We start from the raw sequence: 19,065 nt of genomic DNA, 5'->3' as shown, positions 1-19,065 counted from the left end.
AAGGATTCTTGAGAATGGCAGTTTAGCCAAGGAGCGACTGCCATTTCCTGTCTTGAGAGTTGTTTCGGGACGTTGCCCGATCCGCGTGCCGGCAATGCCTCGCATCGGCTTGGCGACATCATTGTGATGATGGTGGCTGCGAGCCTGTGCGGAGCATCGACGGCGACCGAGTTCGCCTTGTTCGCCGAAACCCGCAAAGCGGCGCTTTCACGCCTGATCGACTACGACAGCGCGCCTAGCCACGACACGTTTTCGCGGCTGTTGCGACTGATGGACCAGCAAGCCTTCGAGCGGGCTTTCGCCACCTTCGCCGCCGGCTTCGCCCGAGCCGTTGCCGAGGTCGGCGACGAAGTCGTGGCGCTTGACGGCAAAGCCCTGCGGCGGGCCCACGAGAAGGGGCAGACTGCCAGTCCGCCACTGACGGTCTCGGCTTTCGCGACGACGGCCCGATTGTGTCTGGCGGCGTCTTCGCCGGGGCTTGGCGAGAACGAGGTCGAGGCAGCGCTGAAGGTTGTTGAACTGATTGATCTGACGGACAAAATCGTCACCGCCGATGCTCTCCACTGCCATCAGCGCATGGCCAAGGCCATCATCGATGGCGGCGCCAACTACATCCTGGCCCTGAAGGGCAACCGCCGTCATTGGCGACTTAAGGCCGAAGAGCAGTTCGCCCGCTCTCCTGTGCAAAGCACACAAAAGGCTGAGTTCAGCCACGGCCGTGAGGAGTGGCGCCAGGCCGAGGTCATTCCTGCCGATCAACCTCTCATGCCGAGACATGCCGCCTTTGTTCGGCTCACCTCGCGCCGTGGCCAAGACAGGCCGGCGATCCGCCTGTTCATGGCCTCCAGCCTCTTTAGTCCTCAGCAGGCGCTTGAGGTCACAAGATCCCACTGGCAGATCGAAAACGGCCTCCACTGGATGCTCGACGTCCACCTCGATGAAGATCTAAGTCGCGCCCGAAAGGACAATGCTCCCGCCAACATCGCTATCCTCAACCGGATCGCAAAAAACATCCTCCAGAGCGCCGATCTGCCGAAGGTTCCCATCAGTCATCGCATCAAAAAATGCGCTTGGAACGACGACTATCTGATCAGCGCTTTGAGCCATATGCGATAGCCCTGCCCTCGTGGGGGAGATCGCAAATCTTCAGCGCCCCGGCGCCCCATAGACCGGCGTTGCAATCCCCTCCATCCGCGCCTTGATCTGTAGCGCCACACATTTCGAATAAAAGCGCGACAGCGCCAGATTGCCGCCGTGGAACCACAGCGCGTCCTGCGCCGTCGGTTTCCACATGTTGCGCAGCTCGCCCTGCCACGGTCCGGGATCGCCCTTCACGCCCGAACCCAGCCCCCAGCACGGGCCGACCTTGTCGGCAACCTCGCGCGAGACGATCGCCGCCACGTTCTCATTCATCGACTGGTAGCCGGTGCAGGAGATGATCGCGTCGGCGGCAAGCTCGGTGCCGTCTTCGAAGAGAATGCCGCTCGGCGTCAGCGACTTGATCCCGACACCGCTGCGCACGCCGATCTCGCCATTGATGATCAGCTCACAGGCGCCGACATCGATGTAGAAGCCCGAACCGGTGCGATAGGCCTTCATCAGAAGCCCGGTCTCGTCCTCGCCGAAATCGATGGCGAAGCCCGTGGCTCGCAAGCGGTCGTAGAACGCAGCATCACGCGCCCTGATGACATCGTAGAGCGCCCGCTGGCCTTTCGGCACCAATGCGAATGGGGTCGAGGCGACGATCATATCGGCCTTGTCGGTGGTGATGCCGCGTGCCAGCGCCTTCTCGGAGAAAATCTCGAAGCCGACCTCCATCAGCGTGTCGGATTTGACCACCGTCGTCGGCGAACGCTGGACCATTGTCACCTCGGCACCGCTCTCCCAGAGGTCGACGCTGACATCGTGCCCCGAACTTGCCGCGCCGATGACCGCAACCTTCTTGCCGCGGAATTTCTCGCCGCTGGAGTACTGGCTGGAATGCAGCAATTCGCCCTTGAAGGTCTCGGCGCCCGGCAGCGCGATCTGCCGGGGCGGACCGTAGGCGCCGGTGGCGAAGACGATATGCTTTGGCTTCAGCGTGATGCGCTGGCCGACACGATCGACCACGACCGTCCAGACCTTCTTGGCCTCGTCATAGCTGGCGCTGACGCATTTCGTGGCAACCCAGTAATTGAGCTCCATGACCCGCGTGTACATCTCCAGCCAGTCGCCCATCTTGTCCTTGGGCGTGAACACCGGCCAGTTTTCCGGAAACGGAATGTAGGGCAGGTGATCGTACCAGACCGGATCGTGCAGCACGAGCGAGCGGTAGCGGTTGCGCCAGGAATCGCCTGGCCGAGCGTTCTTCTCGATGATGAGGGAGGGCACGCCAAGCTGCCTCAGCCGGGCGCCTAGCATGATGCCGCCCTGGCCGCCGCCGATGACCAGGCAATAGGGCTGCTCGCGTACGCCTACGTCACGCGCCTCGCGCGCCCGCGCCTCCGCCCAGGTCTCGCGATCAGGATCGGCCTTGTGGCGGATGCCGAGCGGCCGCGCCGGACCCTTCTGCTCCTCGAAGCCCTTCAATTCGCTCATCGCAGTGAACAGCGTCCGGCAGCGGCCGTCCTGCAGGCGCACAATGCCCTCGCCGCGTGCCACGGCTGTTTCGAAGGTGAACCAGGCCTCGACAATGCCCTCGTCCGCGCTCGCTTCGCCGGACAGGTGCCAGTGAGACGGCTTCGCGGTCGCTAGCGTCGCCTCCAGCATCTCGCGGATAGCCGCCTGGCCCTCCATGGTCTTGATGTTCCAGGTGAAGGTCAGCAGATCGCGCCAGTAGCAATCCTCGACGAAAAGGTTGGTCGCGGCGTCGACATCGCCCGCTTCGAGTGCCCTGCCGAAGGAGCCGAGCCAGGTGGCAGCCTGTTGCGATGGTGCGATGTCGAGCATCTGTCTTCCTTCGTCTGGTCCCGATGCGCCGACAGGATGCTCGGTCGCCGCTTCGTCGCAAAATAGGATAGTTAGAGCCGACCTGTCACGCTGCAGCTCCGATCATTTCATGGCTGACAGACATGATCGAACGTCTATCCAAGCGACGACGTCGCGAAACGGAGCGCGGCGCCTTCGAAGCCAGCCCTGAACTCAGGGCGCGCAAAAACCTTTATAGGATTCCTATTTCTTTCCTCCCCGCCCCGTCTCGAACCTTTATGGCGATCGGGTCCATATTCCATCGCGAGCTGAAGCTCCGGAGGTCGTCGCCAATCAAGATACGCGTGCCGTTCCCCGTGGATTTCGACGTTGCCGGCTGCAATCACAAGCACAAGGCGTAAGCAAGGAAAATGCAATGGATATCATCGTTGTCGGGATCGGCGTTTTGTTTTTCGTCCTTTCCTTCGCCTACATCAAAGCCTGCGACAATCTCTGAGCGGAAGGATCGCAACATGCTTCTCGACTATATCCTTGGTGGCGGTGTGACCTTGTTCCTCCTCGTCTACCTGACATACGCCCTCGTTCGCCCAGAACGCTTCTGAAGCAACTGGCGCCAGGCACGGAAAGCTACTCTCATGACTCTCCTCGGATGGACACAGATCCTTCTCTACTGCGCGATCGTCGTTTTGCTGGTGAAGCCGCTCGGCGGCTACATGTACCGCGTCTTCAACGGTGATCGCACATTTCTCTCGCCCATTCTTGGCCCTGTCGAACGGGGTCTTTATCGCATCGCGGGAACCAACGAACGCGAAGAGCAGCACTGGACCACATATGCGGCCGGTATCATGTTCTTCAGCCTGGCAAGTTTCCTGGTGCTGTATGCCCTGCAGCGCCTGCAAGGGGTTTTGCCCTACAATCCGGCCGGCATGACCGCCGTCGAACCCAACCTTGCCTTCAACACCGCCGTCAGCTTCCCGACCAACACCAACTGGCAGAATTACGGTGGCGAAAGCACGATGTCCTATCTCGTGCAGATGGCCGGCTTCACCGTGCAGAACTTCATGTCGGCTGCGGTCGGCATTGCGATTGCGGTCGCACTGATCCGCGGCTTCGCCCGCGCCTCGGTGAAATCGATCGGCAATTTCTGGGTCGATATGACCCGCTGCACCCTCTACATCCTTCTGCCGCTCTGCATCGTGCTGACCCTCGTCTATGTCTGGCTCGGCATGCCGCAGACGCTCGGCCCATACGTCGATGCCACCACGCTCGAGGGCGCGAAGCAGACACTCGCACTCGGCCCTGTCGCCTCGCAGGTCGCCATCAAGATGCTCGGCACCAATGGCGGCGGCTTCTTCAACGCCAACGCAGCCCATCCGTTCGAAAACCCCGACGCAATCTCCAACCTGATCCAGATGGTGACGATCTTTGCCCTCGGCGCTGCACTCACCAACGTCTTCGGCCGCATGGTCGGCAACCAGCGCCAGGGCTGGGCGATCCTGGCCGCGATGGGCGTGCTGTTCGTCGCCGGCGTCGCCGTCTGCTACTGGGCCGAAGCATCAGGCAATCCGCTCGTCCATGCGCTGGGCATCGACGGCGGCAACATGGAAGGCAAGGAGACCCGCTTCGGCATCGCACTTTCGGCGCTGTTTGCGGTCATCACCACGGCCGCGTCCTGCGGCGCCGTCAACGCCATGCATGACAGCTTCACCGCCATTGGCGGCCTGATCCCGATCGTCAACATGCAGCTCGGCGAGGTCATCGTCGGCGGCGTCGGCGCCGGCTTCTACGGCATCCTGATGTTCATCGTCGTCGCGGTCTTCGTTGCCGGCCTGATGGTCGGCCGTACGCCTGAATATCTCGGCAAGAAGATCGAGGCCAAGGAGGTCAAGATGGCGATGCTGGCCATCCTGTGCCTGCCGGTGGCGATGCTGATCTTCACGGCAATAGCGGTCGTCTTGCCCACCGGCGTCGCCTCGATGGCCAATGGCGGCCCGCATGGCTTCTCCGAGGTGCTCTATGCGTATACTTCGGCCGCGGCCAACAACGGCTCGGCCTTTGGCGGCCTCAGCGGCAACACGCCCTGGTACAACATCACGCTCGGCATCGGCATGCTGATGGGCCGCTTCCTGGTCATCATCCCGGCCCTCGCCATTGCCGGCTCGCTGGTGGCGAAGAAATCGGTCCCGGCCTCGGCCGGCACCTTCCCGACCGACGGTCCGCTGTTCGTCGGCCTGCTGGTCGGCGTCATCCTGATCGTCGTCGGCCTCACCTTCTTCCCGGCGCTGGCGATCGGACCGATCGTCGAGCATCTGGCGATGATCCACGGGCAGACATTCTGACGGGCCCACCTTGGATAAAAATCATGTCCTGGTTCAACATCATGCGTCGCAAGGCTCGGCCCCGGGCCGAGAATGAGGGGGAGGCAACTCCCCCAGCCTTCCCGACCTTGTCCACCTTCTTCGGCATTGCGGCAGTCATGATCGTCGTCTGGTTGCTGGTCTACGGGCCGCCGCATCTTCCTTCGGCATCCGATCGATCGGTGCCTGCCAACAACATCGATACTGGAGCCACCAAATGAGCCAGTCCAAATCCGCGAGCATCATGGATGCCCGCATCCTGTGGCCCGCAATAGGCGGAGCCTTCAAAAAACTGAACCCGCGTACCCTGATCAAGAACCCGGTGATGTTTGTCGTCGCCATCGTGTCACTGCTCACGTCGGTTCTCTTCCTCAGGGACCTGGTGACCGGCGGCGGCGACTTCGGCTTCACGCTGCAGATCATCATCTGGCTGTGGTTCACCGTGCTGTTCGCCAACTTCGCCGAAGCCGTCGCCGAGGGCCGCGGCAAGGCGCAGGCCGACTCGCTGCGCAAGGCGCGCACCGAGACCCAGGCCAAGCTTTTGAACGGCGAAGATCGCAGCAAGTTCAAGCTGGTGCCCGGCACCAGCCTGAAGGTCGGCGACATCGTGCTGGTCGAGGCCGGCGACATCATCCCGTCCGACGGCGAGGTGGTCGAAGGCGTCGCCTCCGTCAATGAGGCCGCGATCACCGGCGAGTCGGCGCCGGTCATCCGCGAGTCCGGCGGTGACCGTTCGGCAGTAACCGGCGGCACGCAGGTGCTGTCCGACTGGATCCGCGTGCGCATCACCGCCGCTTCCGGCCACACCTTCCTCGACCGCATGATCTCGCTGGTCGAGGGTGCCGCGCGCCAGAAGACGCCCAACGAGATCGCGCTCAACATCCTGCTCGTCGGCATGACGCTGATCTTCGTGCTGGCCACCGCGACGATCCCGAGCTTCGCCTCCTATTCGGGCGGCTACATCTCGGTGACCGTCCTCGTCGCCCTGTTCGTCACCCTGATTCCGACCACCATCGGCGCGCTGCTGTCGGCCATCGGCATCGCCGGCATGGACCGCCTGGTGCGCTTCAATGTGCTCGCCATGTCGGGCCGTGCCGTCGAGGCGGCGGGCGACGTCGATACGCTGCTGCTCGACAAGACCGGCACCATCACGCTCGGCAACCGCCAGGCCACCGAGTTCCGCCCGGTCAAGGGCGTCACCGAGCAGGAGCTGGCCGATGCAGCGCAGCTCGCCTCGCTTGCCGACGAAACGCCGGAAGGCCGTTCGATCGTCGTGCTGGCCAAGGAGAAATACGCCATCCGTGCCCGCGACATGGCGACATTGCATGCCATTTTCGTGCCTTTCACCGCGCAGACCCGCATGAGCGGTGTCGATATCGACGGCTCGTCGATCCGCAAGGGCGCGGTCGATTCCGTACTCGCCCACGTCAGTCAGTCGACGCTGGCCAGCAGTGGCACGCGGCCCGGCAGCGACGCCGTCCGCGACCTGCAGGCGATCGCCGACGAGATCGCCAAATCCGGCGGCACGCCGCTGGCGGTCGAGCGCGACGGCCGCCTGCTTGGCGTCGTCCACCTCAAGGACATCGTCAAGGGCGGCATCAGGGAGCGCTTTGCCGAACTGCGCAAGATGGGCATTCGCACCGTTATGATCACCGGCGACAATCCGATGACGGCGGCGGCGATCGCGGCGGAAGCCGGCGTCGACGACTTTCTTGCCCAGGCAACGCCCGAGGACAAGCTGAAGCTGATCCGCGACGAACAGGCCAAGGGCAAGCTGGTCGCCATGTGCGGTGACGGCACCAACGACGCACCGGCGCTCGCCCAGGCCGATGTCGGCGTCGCCATGAACACCGGCACGGTCGCCGCGCGCGAAGCTGGCAACATGGTCGACCTCGACAGCGACCCGACCAAGCTGATCGAGATCGTCGAGATCGGCAAGGCGCTGCTGATGACGCGTGGTTCGCTGACGACCTTCTCGATCGCCAACGACGTTGCCAAGTACTTCGCCATCATCCCGGCAATGTTCGCCGTCTTCTACATCGCGCCGGGGCAGACCACCGGGCCGCTGCAGGCGCTCAACATCATGCATCTGGCGACGCCGCAAAGCGCCATCCTCTCAGCCATCATCTTCAACGCGCTGATCATCATCGCGCTGATCCCGCTGTCGCTGAAGGGCGTCAAATACCGCGCCATCGGCGCCGGCGCCCTGCTCAGCCGCAACCTGCTCGTCTACGGCCTCGGCGGCATCATCGTTCCGTTCGTCGGCATCAAGGCGATCGACATGATCATCACCGCCATTGGCCTCGCCTAAGGAACCACGTCCATGCTCACGCAAATCAGACCCGCGATCATCATGATCGTTTTCTTCACCATGCTGACCGGCCTCATCTATCCGATCGGCATGACCGGCATTGCCCAGGCGCTGTTTCCGCGCCAGGCCAATGGCAGCCTGATCGAGAAGGACGGCAAGGTCGTCGGTTCCGGGCTGATCGGCCAGGCCTTCGCCAGCGACCACTATTTCCACGGCCGCCCGTCGGCCGCCGGCGATGGCTACAACGCCACCTCCTCCAGCGGCTCGAATCTCGGCCCGACCAACCAGAAGCTGATCGACCGCATCAAGGGCGACGCCGAGAAGCTGAAAGCGGAGAACCCGAACCAGCCGGTTCCGATGGATCTGGTGACGACCTCCGGCAGCGGCCTCGACCCGCATATCAGCCCGGAAGCGGCCTACTTCCAGGTTCCCAGGGTGGCCAAGGCCAGGGGCGTCGATGAAGCCAGGATCAAGGCGCTTGTCGACAGCCATGTCGAGGCCCGTGAGCTCGGCTTCATGGGCGAGCCCGTGGTCAACGTGCTGGCCCTCAACCTTGCGCTAGACGCGTCAACGAAGCAGTGAACGGCACCGGCCGGGGATCGACAGCGTCCCCCGCGCCGTCCATATCTAGAGCAATTCCAGGAAAAGTGTGCAGCGGTTTTCCGTCCGGAATTGCGTGAAAACAAAGAGATGGAGCGGTTCTGCGTTTCCGTGAAACGTTGAACCGCTCTGGGATCAAATGCCAGAGGACAGAAGCAACGATAACAGACCCTCTCCGGACGCGCTGCTCGAGCATGCGGAGCGGGAGGAGCGCGGCCGCCTGAGGATATTCCTCGGCGCCGCACCTGGCGTCGGCAAGACCTACGAGATGTTGATGGCGGGCCGCGCCAGGCTGGCCGACGGCATGGACGTGGTGATCGGCGTCGTCGAGACGCACGGCCGCAAGGAAACCTTGGCACTGGTGGCAGGCTACGAGGTCATCCCGCGCCAGAAGGTCGACTACAAGGGGCGCATGTTGGACGAGATGGACATCGATGCCATCCTTGCCCGCCGTCCCAAGCTGGTTCTCGTCGATGAACTCGCCCACACTAATGCACCGGGTAGCCGCCACCCCAAGCGCTATCTCGACGTCCAGGAAATCCTGGCGAACGGCATCGACGTCTACACGACGCTCAACATCCAGCATGTCGAGAGCCTGAACGATGTCGTGGCGCAGATCACCCATGTCAGGGTGCGCGAGACGGTCCCCGACTCCATCATCGACCAGGCCGACGACATCGAGATCATCGACCTCACCCCCGACGACCTGATCCAGCGGCTGAAGGAAGGCAAGGTCTATTTCCCCAACACCGCCCAGCGTGCCATCGAGAATTATTTCTCGCCGGGCAATCTGACGGCGCTCAGGGAACTTGCGCTGCGGCGCACGGCCCAGCGCGTCGACGAGCAGTTGCTCAACCACATGCAGGCGCACGCCATTCCGGGACCGTGGGCGGCTGGCGAAAGGGTGCTCGTCTGCGTCGACGCGCGTCCCGGCGGGGCGGCCCGCGTCCGCTATGCGCGCAGGTTGGCCGACCGGCTCCGCGCCCCCTGGACGGCGCTCCATGTCGACACCCCTCGTTCGGCCGTCATGTCCGAAGAGGACAAGGATCGGCTGGCGACGCTGCTGCGCCTTGCCGAGCAGCTCGGCGCCGAGGTGACGACGATTCCGGGTCAGAACATCGCGCAGGACATCGTCCGCCATGCGACGGCGAACAATTTCACCCATATCGTGATCGGCAGGCCGACCCGATCGCGCTGGCGCGAACTGATCGAAGGCTCGCTCACTTACGATCTTATCCGCAATGCCGGCGACATCAGCGTCCATGTCATTTCGGGAACCGAGCGGGGCACCGAAGCGACGTCGAGGAACGTCAGGGCGGCGACCGAGCAGAGGCCGTTCCAGGTCTGGCCCTATCTGTTTGCCACGGCCTATGTCGCGGGCTCGCTCGCCTTTAGCGCGGTTCTCGACCAGTTTCTCGACGTCCGCAATCTCGCGATCATCTTTCTCATAGCGGTGCTGACGTCGGCGGTGACCGGCGGATTCTGGCCGGCGCTGTACGCCTGTTTCGTCAGCGCCCTTGCCTTCAACTTCTTTTTCCTGGAGCCGCGCTACACGCTCACGATCAGGGACCCGGAAAGCATTGTTGCGCTTGCCGTCTTCCTCGTTGTCGCCGTCATCGCCAGCAATTTGACGGCGCGCGTGCAGCGCCAGGCGGTCGCCGCCCGTTCCCGCGCACGGGCCACGGAAGACATCTATCTCTTTTCAAAGAAGCTCGCCGGCGCCGGCACGCTCGACGACGTCCTGTGGGCCACCGCCTTCCAGATCGCCTCGATGCTGAAGCTGCGGGTCGTGCTGCTTCTGCCAGAGAACGGCACGATCACCGTCAAGGCCGGCTATCCGCCCGACGACACGCTGGCCGAGGCCGACATCGCGGCCGCCCGTTGGGCCTGGGAGCACGACCGCGCCGCCGGGCGCGGCGCCGACACGCTGCCCGGCGCAAAACGCCTTTACCTTCCCCTGCGCACGGGACGCACGGCTGTCGGCGTCGTAGGCCTCGACAACGACAAGCAGGGGCCGTTGCTGACGCCCGAGCAGCAGCGTCTGCTCGACGCGCTCGCCGACCAGGCGGCGGTCGCCATCGAGCGCATCCAGCTCGTCGCCGACGTCGACCGCGCCAAGCTCGCAGCCGAGGCCGACCGTTTGCGCTCGGCGCTGCTGACCTCTATCTCGCATGACCTGAAAACGCCGCTCGCCGCCATCATGGGCGCTGCCGGCACGCTGAGGGAATTCGCGCCGGCGCTGCCCGAGAAAGACCGGGCCGAACTGCTGTCGACCGTGCTCGATGAATCGGAGCGGCTGAACCGCTTCATCGCCAATCTGCTCGACATGACCAAGATCGAATCCGGCGCGATGGAGCCGAACTTCGCCTTCCACTTTGTCGGCGACATCGTCGGTTCGGCCTTGCGGCGGGCGCGCAAGATCATTGAGGAGCACAAGACCGAGATCGACATCCCGTCCGATCTGCCGATGCTGCGGCTCGACCCCGTCCTGTTCGAGCAGGCGCTGTTCAATCTCCTCGACAACGCCGCGAAATATGCGCCGCCCGGCTCGACCATCCGGCTGCAGGGCTGGGTCGACAATGGCTCCGTCATCCTGCAGATCATGGACGAGGGTCCGGGCATTCCACCTGCCGATCTGGAGCGGATTTTCGATACCTTCTACCGGGTGCGCAAGCGCGACCAAGTGCGCGCCGGCACCGGCCTTGGCCTGTCGATCTGCCGTGGTTTCATCGAAGGGATGGGCGGCACGATCACGGCGGCAAACCGGACCGATCGCCCAGGCGCGATCTTCACCATTCGCATGCCGGTGCCGACGGAGCTGCCTGATGTGAACGAGCCCAAAGCGGACGACCAGACTGTCGGTGATGTAGCATGACGCATCAGAACGTCACCATATTGGTCGTCGACGACGAACCGCCGATCCGCAAACTGCTTCGCGTTGGCCTCGGCAGCCAGGGCTATGCGGTCTCGGAGGCGCCGAACGCGAAGGCGGCGATAGAGCTTGTGGAGACGGAGAAGCCGGACCTGATCCTGCTCGATCTCGGCCTGCCCGGCATGAGCGGCCACGAACTGCTTGGCAAATGGCGTGACGATGGCCTCGACATTCCCGTGGTCATCCTGTCCAGCCGTACCGACGAGGTAGGCATCGTCCAGGCGCTCGAGCTCGGCGCCGACGACTATGTCACCAAGCCGTTCGGCATGAACGAGCTCGTCGCGCGCATCCGCGTGGCATTGCGCCACAAGTTCCAGCAGCAGGGCGAGAGACCGGTGTTCCACACCGGCGACCTCATGGTCGACCTGGTCAAGCGCATCGTCAAGGTGGAAGGCAAGGAGGTAAAACTCTCGCCCAAGGAATACGACATATTGCGCATCCTTGTGCAGCATGCCGGCAAGGTGCTGACTCACCATTTCCTGCTCAAGCAGGTCTGGGGCGATTCCACCGACGTACAATATCTCAGGGTCTATGTTCGCCAGCTCAGGCAGAAGATCGAGAAGACGCCGGACCAGCCGCGCTACATCACCACCGAGACCGGCGTGGGATACCGCCTGCGCGAGGTCGACTGAGCAGGCGCGCCTGCTCAGCGTTTCGTAGAAGTCGCTCAGTCGGCCGACAGCTCCGCCGTCCTGGCCAGCGCGCCGCCGAAGCCGTTGAGCGAGATGACCATGGCACCGCCGGTCAAATGCCCTATATAAATGGCAGGCTTTTCACGCGGGAGCGGATCGATGCCGCAGCTTCGTCTATCGACGGTCTTCATGTCGGCCATGCTGGCGACAGCGATGCTGCCGGTTGCAGCCCCGTATGCCTTGGCGCAAGCCGTTACTCCAACAAACCGTAATATTCTGATCCAGCAGAACGACTTGCAGGCCTTGCAGAACAGGCTGCAGCGGCAGCAATTCCAGCAACAGCAGCAGCAATATCGCGCCCAGGATCGTCAAATCGTGCCGCAGCCTCGACCGCAGGTTCCGGTCGTCAAGCCGCCTTGCCAGGTGCTGGGCAACGCAATTCTGACGGGTTGCCGCTGACAAGCCGGCATTTTCGATTTATTTAGCCGACTTACCTGCCGGAAATGTCACATTGCATCGAGGGCGGGTTTGGGGTTTGCACGACGGCAGCTCTCGCGCGCAACGGAGATGCTGTCTCGACCGGTTTTTGGGCAAATGGCGACGATCAAGAAGAAAGCGGTACGCAAGGCAAAGAACGGTGAACGGATCCGCCAGGTCGCGGCCATTCCCTTTCGGCTGGGCGCGGATGGCGATATCGAGGTGATGCTGGTGACGTCGCGCACGACCAGGCGCTTCATCGTGCCCAAGGGCTGGCCGATGAAGGGCAAGAGCGGGCGCAAGGCAGCCATGATCGAGGCACAGGAAGAAGCCGGCGTTCTCGGCAAGACATTGAAAGACCCGGCCGGCACCTATTCCTACTGGAAAAGGCTGGAGAACGGCTTCATCCGTGTCGACGTCATTGTCTACCTGCTGGAGGTGACTGAGGAACTGGCGAACTGGCAGGAGGCCGAAAGCCGGCAGCGGGCATGGCTGGCGCCGGAAGACGCGGCGCTGCTCATCGACGAGCCGGATCTGTCGACGCTGCTTAGGGATTTGAAGTTCTCTCAGCCTGAGTCCGCCGGCGGACTCTGAGGCGACGCCTCAGTTGCTTTCCTCGTCGCGCCCGAGAAATGGCCGCACAGGCATCCCGGTATAGGCCCACAGCCATTCGCGCGGCAGCGGCCCCTTGTTGCGGTCGCTCTGCTGCGATTGCTCCCACGCATGCGCCAATATGCCGACCGAGCGCGACAGGACGAACAGGCCGCGCGTCAGCGCCGGCGGGAAGCCGAGCTCGCCATAGATCACCGCCGTGGCGCCATCGATGTTGAGCGGGATGGTTTTGCCCTTGCGCTGTGCAAGCTCGGCCTCGATCGCTTCGGCGATGTCGGCGAAGCGCCCGCCGACGATGCCGCGCGCGGCAAAATCGCGGGTCACTTCGATAAGGCGCGGCGCGCGCGGATCGACCGGATGGAAGCGATGGCCGAAGCCCGGCAGATAGCCCTCTTCCTCAGCGAAGAAACGGTCGAGCCGTGCCGCCACGGCATCGGCAAGCGCCGTGCCTTGATCCAGTGCCGCAGCAATATCGCCATAGAAGGAAAGCGCCTGTTCGCCGGCGCCGCCATGCACGTCGCCCAGCACATTGATGGCCGAGGCCATGGCGCTGTTGATACCGACGCCGCAGGTTGCCGCCATGCGGGCAATAGCGATCGAAGGCGCCTGCGGGCCGTGGTCGACGGCGGCGCCCAGCGCAATGCCGAGCAGCGTCGCCTGCTCCTCGTCTGGCAGTTCGCCACGCAGCATCAGCCAGATCATCGCCGGAAAGCTGATGCGGCCGATCAGGTCCTGGATCTCATAGCCGCGCAGCCGGATCACGCCTGGCCGCATCTCGATGATATCGGTCTGCCACCACTCCTCGCCACGCTCGCGGCCGGTCTTTTTCTCCGGACCGCTCATGCCCGCGCCCTTGTCTTGGCGCGCGGCGGCAGGTCGGCGAAAATCTCGTCCATGTGCTCGCCCAGCACCGGTGGCGCCCTGGTCGGCAAGGGGGCCGCGCCGTCGACCATGAAGCCGCCGCGCACGACGGTCAGCGGCTTGTCCATGCCGGGCAGGCCGTCGAAGCGCGTGGTCATGTCGCGCTCTGTCACCTGCGCTTCGCCAAGCACCTGCGGGATTGTCAGCACCCGTCCTGCCGGCACGCCTGAACGGTTCAGCTTCTCTTCCCATTCCGTCGCCGAGGCGCCCGCCAGGGCCTCCTCGATCAATCCCTTCAGCGCAGCGCGGTTCTGCTTGCGCGTCTCGCGCTCGGCAAAGCGTGGATCCGACGCCAGCTCCGGCAGCCCGATCAACTGGCACAGCGTGACGAACTGCTCCTGCTTGTTGGCGGCTATGTTGAGCAGGCCGTCCCCGGTGCGAAACGCCCCGGAGGGGGCGGCCGTCATATTCTCATTGCCCATCGGCTGCGGCTCGACATCAGCCGTCAGATAGTTGGACACCGGCCAGCCGAGTGCCGAGAGCGTGCATTCGAGCATCGACACATCGAGGAAGGCCCCCTCGCCGGACAATTTCTGCTTCACCAGCGCGGCGGCGATCGCAAACGCCCCGACCAACCCGCCCAGCGTATCGGCGACCGGGTAGCCGACGCGCAGCGGCGCCGTCTCCGGCGTGCCGGTGATGCTCATGATGCCCGAGAGACCCTGGATGATCTGGTCATAGGCCGGATTGTCGCGCATCGGCCCGGTCTGGCCAAACCCCGATATCGCGCAATAGACGAGGCCGGGGCGGACCTCTTTCAACCTCTCATAGCCGAGGCCCAGCCGATCCATGACGCCAGGCCTGAAATTCTCGACCAGCGCGTCGGCGGAGGCGACCAGATCGAGGAAACGCTCGCGATCGGCGTCTTTCTTGAGATCGAGCACCACCGATCGTTTGCCGGCGTTCTGCGCCAGAAACGAGGCGCCCATGCCGGCCTGGTTGAGCGCGGGCGACGCACCGAGCTGGCGTGCCAGGTCGCCGCCCCGCGGCGCCTCCACCTTGATCACGTCGGCGCCGAGCAGTGCCAGCTGGTAGGCGCAGTACGGGCCGGCCAGCACATTGGTCAGGTCGAGCACGCGGATGCCGGAAAGCAGGTCGGTCATGATGCTCCAGACAGGTCAGGCATCGCCAGGCACATGCTCCGGCCCGCGCCGCCGGCGATGCTCGATAAAGGCCCAGATATGCGGCCCCGCCAGGCCGATGAAGGCCAGCGTCAGCAGCGTCAGCGACAGCTTGTGCGTGTAGAACACCGACCAGTCGCCGTTCGAGATGGTCATCGCCCGACGGAACTGCGTCTCGGCGAGTGGCCCGAGGATCATGCCGATGATCACAGGCGCGGTCGGGAAATCGAAGCGCCGCATCAGGAAACCGGCGGCACCCAGCAGATAGAGGATGACGAGGTCGATCGGCGACTGCGAGATACCGTAGGTGCCAACGGTGGCGAAGACCAGGATGCCGGCATAAAGCTGCGGTGCCGGGATTTTCAACAGCCGCACCCAGAGCCCGATCAGCGGCAAATTGAGGATGACCAGGATGACGTTGGCGATGAACAGGCTGGCGATCAGGCCCCAGACGAGGTTGGCCTGCGTCGTCAAAAGCAGCGGCCCTGGATTGATGCCGTAACTTTGGAAGGCCGACAGCATGATCGCCGCCGTCGCCGAGGTCGGCAGGCCGAGCGTTAGCATCGGCACCAGCACGCCGGCGGCCGAGGCATTGTTGGCGGCTTCCGGACCGGCAACGCCTTCGATGGCGCCGACCGTGCCGAACTCCTCCTTGTGTTTCGACAGCTTCTTCTCGATGGCGTAGGACAGGAAGGTCGGGATTTCGGCGCCGCCGGCCGGCATGGCGCCGATCGGAAAGCCGATCGCCGCACCGCGCAGCCACGCCTTCCACGAGCGTCCCCATTCGGCCGCGGTCATGTAGAGCGAGCCTTTCAGCGGCACGATCTCGTCCTTGCCCGCGTAGCGGCGCGAGGCCATGTAGAGCGTCTCGCCGACCGCGAACAGGCCGACCGCGACGATGATGACGTCGACACCGTCGAGCAGTTCGCCCATGCCGAAGGTGAAGCGCGGCTGGCCCGTCTGCAGGTCGACGCCGATCATGCCGATGACGAAGCCGGCGAACAGGCTGGTGAGCCCCCGCACCGACGACGAACCGAGCACCGCCGAAACCGTGATAAAGGCCAACACCATCAGCGAGAAATACTCGGCCGGGCCGAAAGCCAGCGCGAACTTGACCACGATTGGCGCCAGGAAGGCGACGCCCAGCGTGCCGATGGTGCCGGCAACGAAGGAGCCGATCGCCGACGTCGCCAATGCCGCGCCGCCGCGGCCGGAACGGGCCATGCGGTTGCCTTCGAGCGCGGTGACGATGGTGGCGCTTTCGCCCGGCGTGTTGAGCAGGATCGACGTCGTCGAGCCGCCATACATGGCGCCGTAGTAGATACCGGCGAACAGGATGAAGGAGGCTTCCGGCGCCACCTGGTAGGTGATCGGCAAAAGCAAAGCGATGGTCAGCGCGGGCCCGAGGCCGGGCAGCACGCCGATCGCCGTTCCCAATGTCGTGCCGAGCAGGCACCACATGAGGTTGACTGGCGTGAAAGCGACCGAAAATCCATGTGCGAGCTGATTGAGGGTTTCCATCGCTTCAGCCCCTCGCCATGCCGATGATCGCGTTGATGACCGCGTTCAGCTGGTTCTCGATGAAGCCGGCGCCGATGTTGACACCAAGCGCCCTGGCGAAACCGAAATAGGCCGCAAGCGCCAGGATCAGTCCAAGCAGCGCATCGCGCAACGGATGCTTGCTGCCGAACCCGTAGCAGATGAGAACGAACATGATCACCGAGGCGGCGGTGAAGCCCAGCGGATGGATCAGCAGCAGGTTGGCGACCAGTCCGGCGGCCACGAAGCCCATCGCCTTCCAGTCGGTCGGCGTTTCCTTTTCCTCCTCCGGCTGCCAACCGCCCCTCAGCGCGGCAACGATGAGGAGCAGGGAAAGCACCAACATCCCCGTCATGGTGAGGTAGGGAAAGACAGTCGGGCCGACCTTGGAGTAAAGCGGCGATACTGGGATCGCCAGCGTCTGCCAGGCCACGGCCGCGGCGCAGGCGAGAAGCCCTATGCCGATCAACAATTCAGGCATTGCAAGGTGCCGCGGCTGCGCCTGCTGGTCGCTGGTGCTCATGAATGTCCTCCCAAGATGGCCAGCCTCCCACGGCCGGCCCTGACCGCAGTCTCACCCGCGATGGATCGCATGTCCATGCGGTTGCGGAGCCTCCAAAAAGGGGCGGCGCGGGCCGCCCCCTTGGGAAGCATCAGGCGAGGCCGAGATCCTTGAGGATCGCAGCGATACGGGCAGTGTCCTCGGTGAGGAACTTGGCGTAGTCGTCACCGGTCAGCAGGATCTGCGTCCAGTTGCGGTTCTTGCACTCCGTTGCCCAGGCATCGCTCTTGGCCATGGTCTCGATCAGGGTGACCATGGCGGCCTTGTCGGCGTCGGAGACACCGGGCGGTGCAAAGACGCCGCGCCAGTTGAACAGTTCGACGTCGATGCCGGCCTCCTTCAGCGTCGGCGCGTCGATGCCATCCTGGCGCTTGTCGGCCGAGATCGCGAGCAGTCGCAGCGCGCCCGCCTTGACCTGTTCGGCGAACTCGCCATAGCCGGAAATGCCGGCCGCGACCTGGTTGCCGAGCAGTGCCGAAAGTGCCTCGCCACCACCGGCGAACGGCACGTAGGAGAGGTTGGTCGCCGGCACGCCGGCCGTCTTGGCGATCAGGCCGAACAGGATATGGTCCGAGCCGCCGGCGGAACCGCCGGCCACCGGCACCTTGGTCGGATCCGCCTTCAGCGCGGCGACGAAATCGGCGGCCGTCTTGAACGGCGAGGCGGCCGGCACCACCAGCGCTTCGAATTCGCCGGTCAGGCGCGCGATCGGCGTCACCTCGGTGAGGTTGTTGGCCGACTTATTGGCGATGATGGCACCGACCATGACCATGCCGGCCACCATCAGCGAATTGCCCTTGCCGTTCCACTGGTTGACGAACTGCGGCAGGCCGACCGTGCCGCCGGCGCCGCCGACATTGGTGATCTGCGAGCCGGAAATCAGCTTTTCAGAACGCAGCACCTGATCGATGGTGCGCGCCGTCTGGTCCCAGCCACCACCGGGCGCCGCCGGCACGAAGATCTGGATCTGCGGTGCGTCCTGCGCGAAAGCGGGTGTGAAGTGCAGTGCGGCGAAACCGGCGGCGCCTGCCGCGGCGGTGCTCGTTAGGAATTTGCGTCTGTTCAGCATGGGATTCCTCCAAATCGCGACACCTCCTCCGGTGCCTGCCAGAAACGTGGCCTGAATTCAGACCGCGATCAAGTTCAAGCAGATGTTACCGCGTTCTGTCAACAGGAACAGCATTCTACTAGACAGAATGCATGGCATCCGGCATAGTTTACTCGGTTGGGGTCTTCGTCCGAACCGGGAACCGAAACGAAATCGTCAAGCCGATGAATGACATACGGTCCAGATCCGCACCAGCGGACGGCGTTGCCGCGCTCGATCGCGCCATCGCCATTCTCGACGCCTTCGCCTCGGTTGACAAGTCGCTCAGCCTGGCCGAAATCGCAGCCCGCACCGGTCTCTACAAGAGCACGATCCTGAGGCTGGCGGGCTCGCTGCTGCGCGGCCAGTTGCTGGAGCGTCTCGACGATGGCCGTTACCGTGTCGGCCCAGCCACCTTCCGGCTCGGTGCGATCTACCAGCGTTCGGTAGCGGCGGTCGACATCCTGCTGCCGATCATGCGCGACCTGGCCGAGCAGAGCTGGGAAAGTGTCGCCTTCTACGTCCGCTCGGGCGATGTCCGCACGTGCCTCTACCGCGTCGAGTCCAAGCATCCGATCCGCTACACCATCAGGGAAGGCGATGTGCTGCCGCTGCTGCTGGGTTCGGGAGGTCGCGTGCTGGCGGCGTTCTCCGGCGAACGGGGCGAGCCCTACGAAACCATCCGCGCAACCTATCATCATCTGTCGGTGGGCGACCGCGACCCCGAGACGGCCGGCGTATCAGCACCGGTGTTCGGTCCGGGGCGCACCCTGCTTGGCGCGCTGACACTGGCCGGCCCGAGCACGCGTGTCGATGCGGCCTTCCTGCGGCGCATGACGCCATCCCTGCTGGAGGCGGCAGCCCGCGCCACGCGCGCTTTCGGGGAAGATGCCTCGATGCTCGAACACGCCCGATCGAAAGCCGATCCCCACTCGTAAAGCACCGGCGTGTCCACGGGTTCTCGTCCTTGCCTGCTCTTCCGCCTCGCAGACGCGGACAGTGAAAGA

The 19,065-nt window shown here is 64.1% G+C and carries 18 protein-coding genes; 11 read left to right on the top strand and 7 right to left on the bottom strand.

Features of this window, described 5'->3' with window-relative positions:
* The first annotated feature begins 72 nt into the window (after positions 1-72).
* Positions 73-1,116 (top strand): ISAs1 family transposase, encoded by a 1,044-nt coding sequence (locus tag AC1RUK_RS01255; protein WP_481837090.1) that lies wholly within the window; start codon positions 73-75, stop codon positions 1,114-1,116.
* Between the two features lie 30 nt (positions 1,117-1,146).
* Here the strand turns inward: AC1RUK_RS01255 and AC1RUK_RS01250 are convergent, their stop codons facing one another.
* Positions 1,147-2,928: an NAD(P)-binding domain-containing protein gene (locus AC1RUK_RS01250; RefSeq protein WP_481837091.1), complete on the bottom strand. Its 1,782-nt coding sequence runs from the start codon at positions 2,926-2,928 to the stop codon at positions 1,147-1,149.
* Positions 2,929-3,317: 389 nt separating this feature from the next.
* Between AC1RUK_RS01250 and kdpF the strand changes: the two genes are divergently transcribed.
* The 7 genes from kdpF (at position 3,318) to AC1RUK_RS01215 (ending at position 11,739) form a co-directional block, all read left to right on the top strand.
* Entirely contained in the window at positions 3,318-3,509 is a 192-nt protein-coding gene (gene kdpF / locus AC1RUK_RS01245; protein WP_481840170.1) for a K(+)-transporting ATPase subunit F, read from the top strand.
* 33 nt (positions 3,510-3,542) lie between these two features.
* The gene (gene kdpA / locus AC1RUK_RS01240; protein ID WP_481837092.1) at positions 3,543-5,246 is read left to right on the top strand and encodes a potassium-transporting ATPase subunit KdpA; all 1,704 of its coding nucleotides are present in this window, start codon (positions 3,543-3,545) and stop codon (positions 5,244-5,246) included.
* 23 nt (positions 5,247-5,269) lie between these two features.
* Complete coding sequence (locus AC1RUK_RS01235) at positions 5,270-5,485, top strand: hypothetical protein (RefSeq protein ID WP_481837093.1); 216 nt, start codon at positions 5,270-5,272, stop codon at positions 5,483-5,485.
* Positions 5,482-7,575 (top strand): potassium-transporting ATPase subunit KdpB, encoded by a 2,094-nt coding sequence (gene kdpB, locus AC1RUK_RS01230; protein ID WP_481837094.1) that lies wholly within the window; start codon positions 5,482-5,484, stop codon positions 7,573-7,575. The genes AC1RUK_RS01235 and kdpB overlap by 4 nt, the downstream gene beginning before the upstream one ends.
* A gap of 12 nt (positions 7,576-7,587) precedes the next feature.
* Positions 7,588-8,157, top strand: a complete 570-nt coding sequence (gene kdpC / locus AC1RUK_RS01225; RefSeq protein ID WP_481837095.1) for a potassium-transporting ATPase subunit KdpC — start codon at positions 7,588-7,590, stop codon at positions 8,155-8,157.
* A 157-nt stretch (positions 8,158-8,314) separates the two neighbouring features.
* Positions 8,315-11,050, top strand: coding sequence for a DUF4118 domain-containing protein (locus tag AC1RUK_RS01220; protein ID WP_481837096.1), 2,736 nt, complete (start codon positions 8,315-8,317; stop codon positions 11,048-11,050).
* Complete coding sequence (locus AC1RUK_RS01215; RefSeq protein WP_481837097.1) at positions 11,047-11,739, top strand: response regulator transcription factor; 693 nt, start codon at positions 11,047-11,049, stop codon at positions 11,737-11,739. The genes AC1RUK_RS01220 and AC1RUK_RS01215 overlap by 4 nt, the downstream gene beginning before the upstream one ends.
* 35 nt (positions 11,740-11,774) lie before the next feature.
* Here AC1RUK_RS01215 and AC1RUK_RS01210 read toward each other — a convergent pair whose 3' ends face one another.
* Positions 11,775-11,930 carry a hypothetical protein gene (locus AC1RUK_RS01210; protein WP_481839625.1) on the bottom strand — a complete coding sequence of 52 codons (156 nt, stop codon included), beginning with the start codon at positions 11,928-11,930 and terminating at the stop codon, positions 11,775-11,777.
* Here AC1RUK_RS01210 and AC1RUK_RS01205 point away from each other — a divergent pair.
* Positions 11,899-12,198: a hypothetical protein gene (locus AC1RUK_RS01205; RefSeq protein ID WP_436173481.1), complete on the top strand. Its 300-nt coding sequence runs from the start codon at positions 11,899-11,901 to the stop codon at positions 12,196-12,198. The two genes, AC1RUK_RS01210 and AC1RUK_RS01205, sit on opposite strands and share 32 nt — an antisense overlap.
* Positions 12,199-12,333: 135 nt before the next feature.
* Positions 12,334-12,810, top strand: coding sequence for an NUDIX hydrolase (locus AC1RUK_RS01200; protein WP_481837098.1), 477 nt, complete (start codon positions 12,334-12,336; stop codon positions 12,808-12,810).
* Positions 12,811-12,819: 9 nt separating this feature from the next.
* Here AC1RUK_RS01200 and AC1RUK_RS01195 read toward each other — a convergent pair whose 3' ends face one another.
* From AC1RUK_RS01195 to AC1RUK_RS01175, 5 genes are all read right to left on the bottom strand, one after another.
* The gene (locus AC1RUK_RS01195) at positions 12,820-13,671 is read right to left on the bottom strand and encodes a citryl-CoA lyase (protein ID WP_481837099.1); all 852 of its coding nucleotides are present in this window, start codon (positions 13,669-13,671) and stop codon (positions 12,820-12,822) included.
* Positions 13,668-14,852: a CaiB/BaiF CoA transferase family protein gene (locus AC1RUK_RS01190; RefSeq protein WP_481837100.1), complete on the bottom strand. Its 1,185-nt coding sequence runs from the start codon at positions 14,850-14,852 to the stop codon at positions 13,668-13,670. The genes AC1RUK_RS01195 and AC1RUK_RS01190 overlap by 4 nt, the downstream gene beginning before the upstream one ends.
* Before the next feature lie 15 nt (positions 14,853-14,867).
* The gene (locus tag AC1RUK_RS01185; protein ID WP_436173485.1) at positions 14,868-16,391 is read right to left on the bottom strand and encodes a tripartite tricarboxylate transporter permease; all 1,524 of its coding nucleotides are present in this window, start codon (positions 16,389-16,391) and stop codon (positions 14,868-14,870) included.
* A 4-nt stretch (positions 16,392-16,395) separates the two neighbouring features.
* On the bottom strand, positions 16,396-16,932 hold the full coding sequence (locus tag AC1RUK_RS01180) for a tripartite tricarboxylate transporter TctB family protein (RefSeq protein ID WP_481837101.1): 537 nt from the start codon (positions 16,930-16,932) through the stop codon (positions 16,396-16,398).
* Positions 16,933-17,062: 130 nt separating this feature from the next.
* On the bottom strand, positions 17,063-18,040 hold the full coding sequence (locus tag AC1RUK_RS01175; RefSeq protein ID WP_481837102.1) for a Bug family tripartite tricarboxylate transporter substrate binding protein: 978 nt from the start codon (positions 18,038-18,040) through the stop codon (positions 17,063-17,065).
* Between the two features lie 203 nt (positions 18,041-18,243).
* On the opposite strand from AC1RUK_RS01175, the gene AC1RUK_RS01170 reads away from it, so the two are divergent.
* Complete coding sequence (locus AC1RUK_RS01170) at positions 18,244-18,996, top strand: IclR family transcriptional regulator (protein ID WP_481837103.1); 753 nt, start codon at positions 18,244-18,246, stop codon at positions 18,994-18,996.
* Positions 18,997-19,065 lie beyond the last annotated feature (69 nt).

It is taken from the genome of Mesorhizobium monacense (genome assembly GCF_056781675.1).
This window is presented reverse-complemented; position numbering and strand designations above follow the sequence as displayed.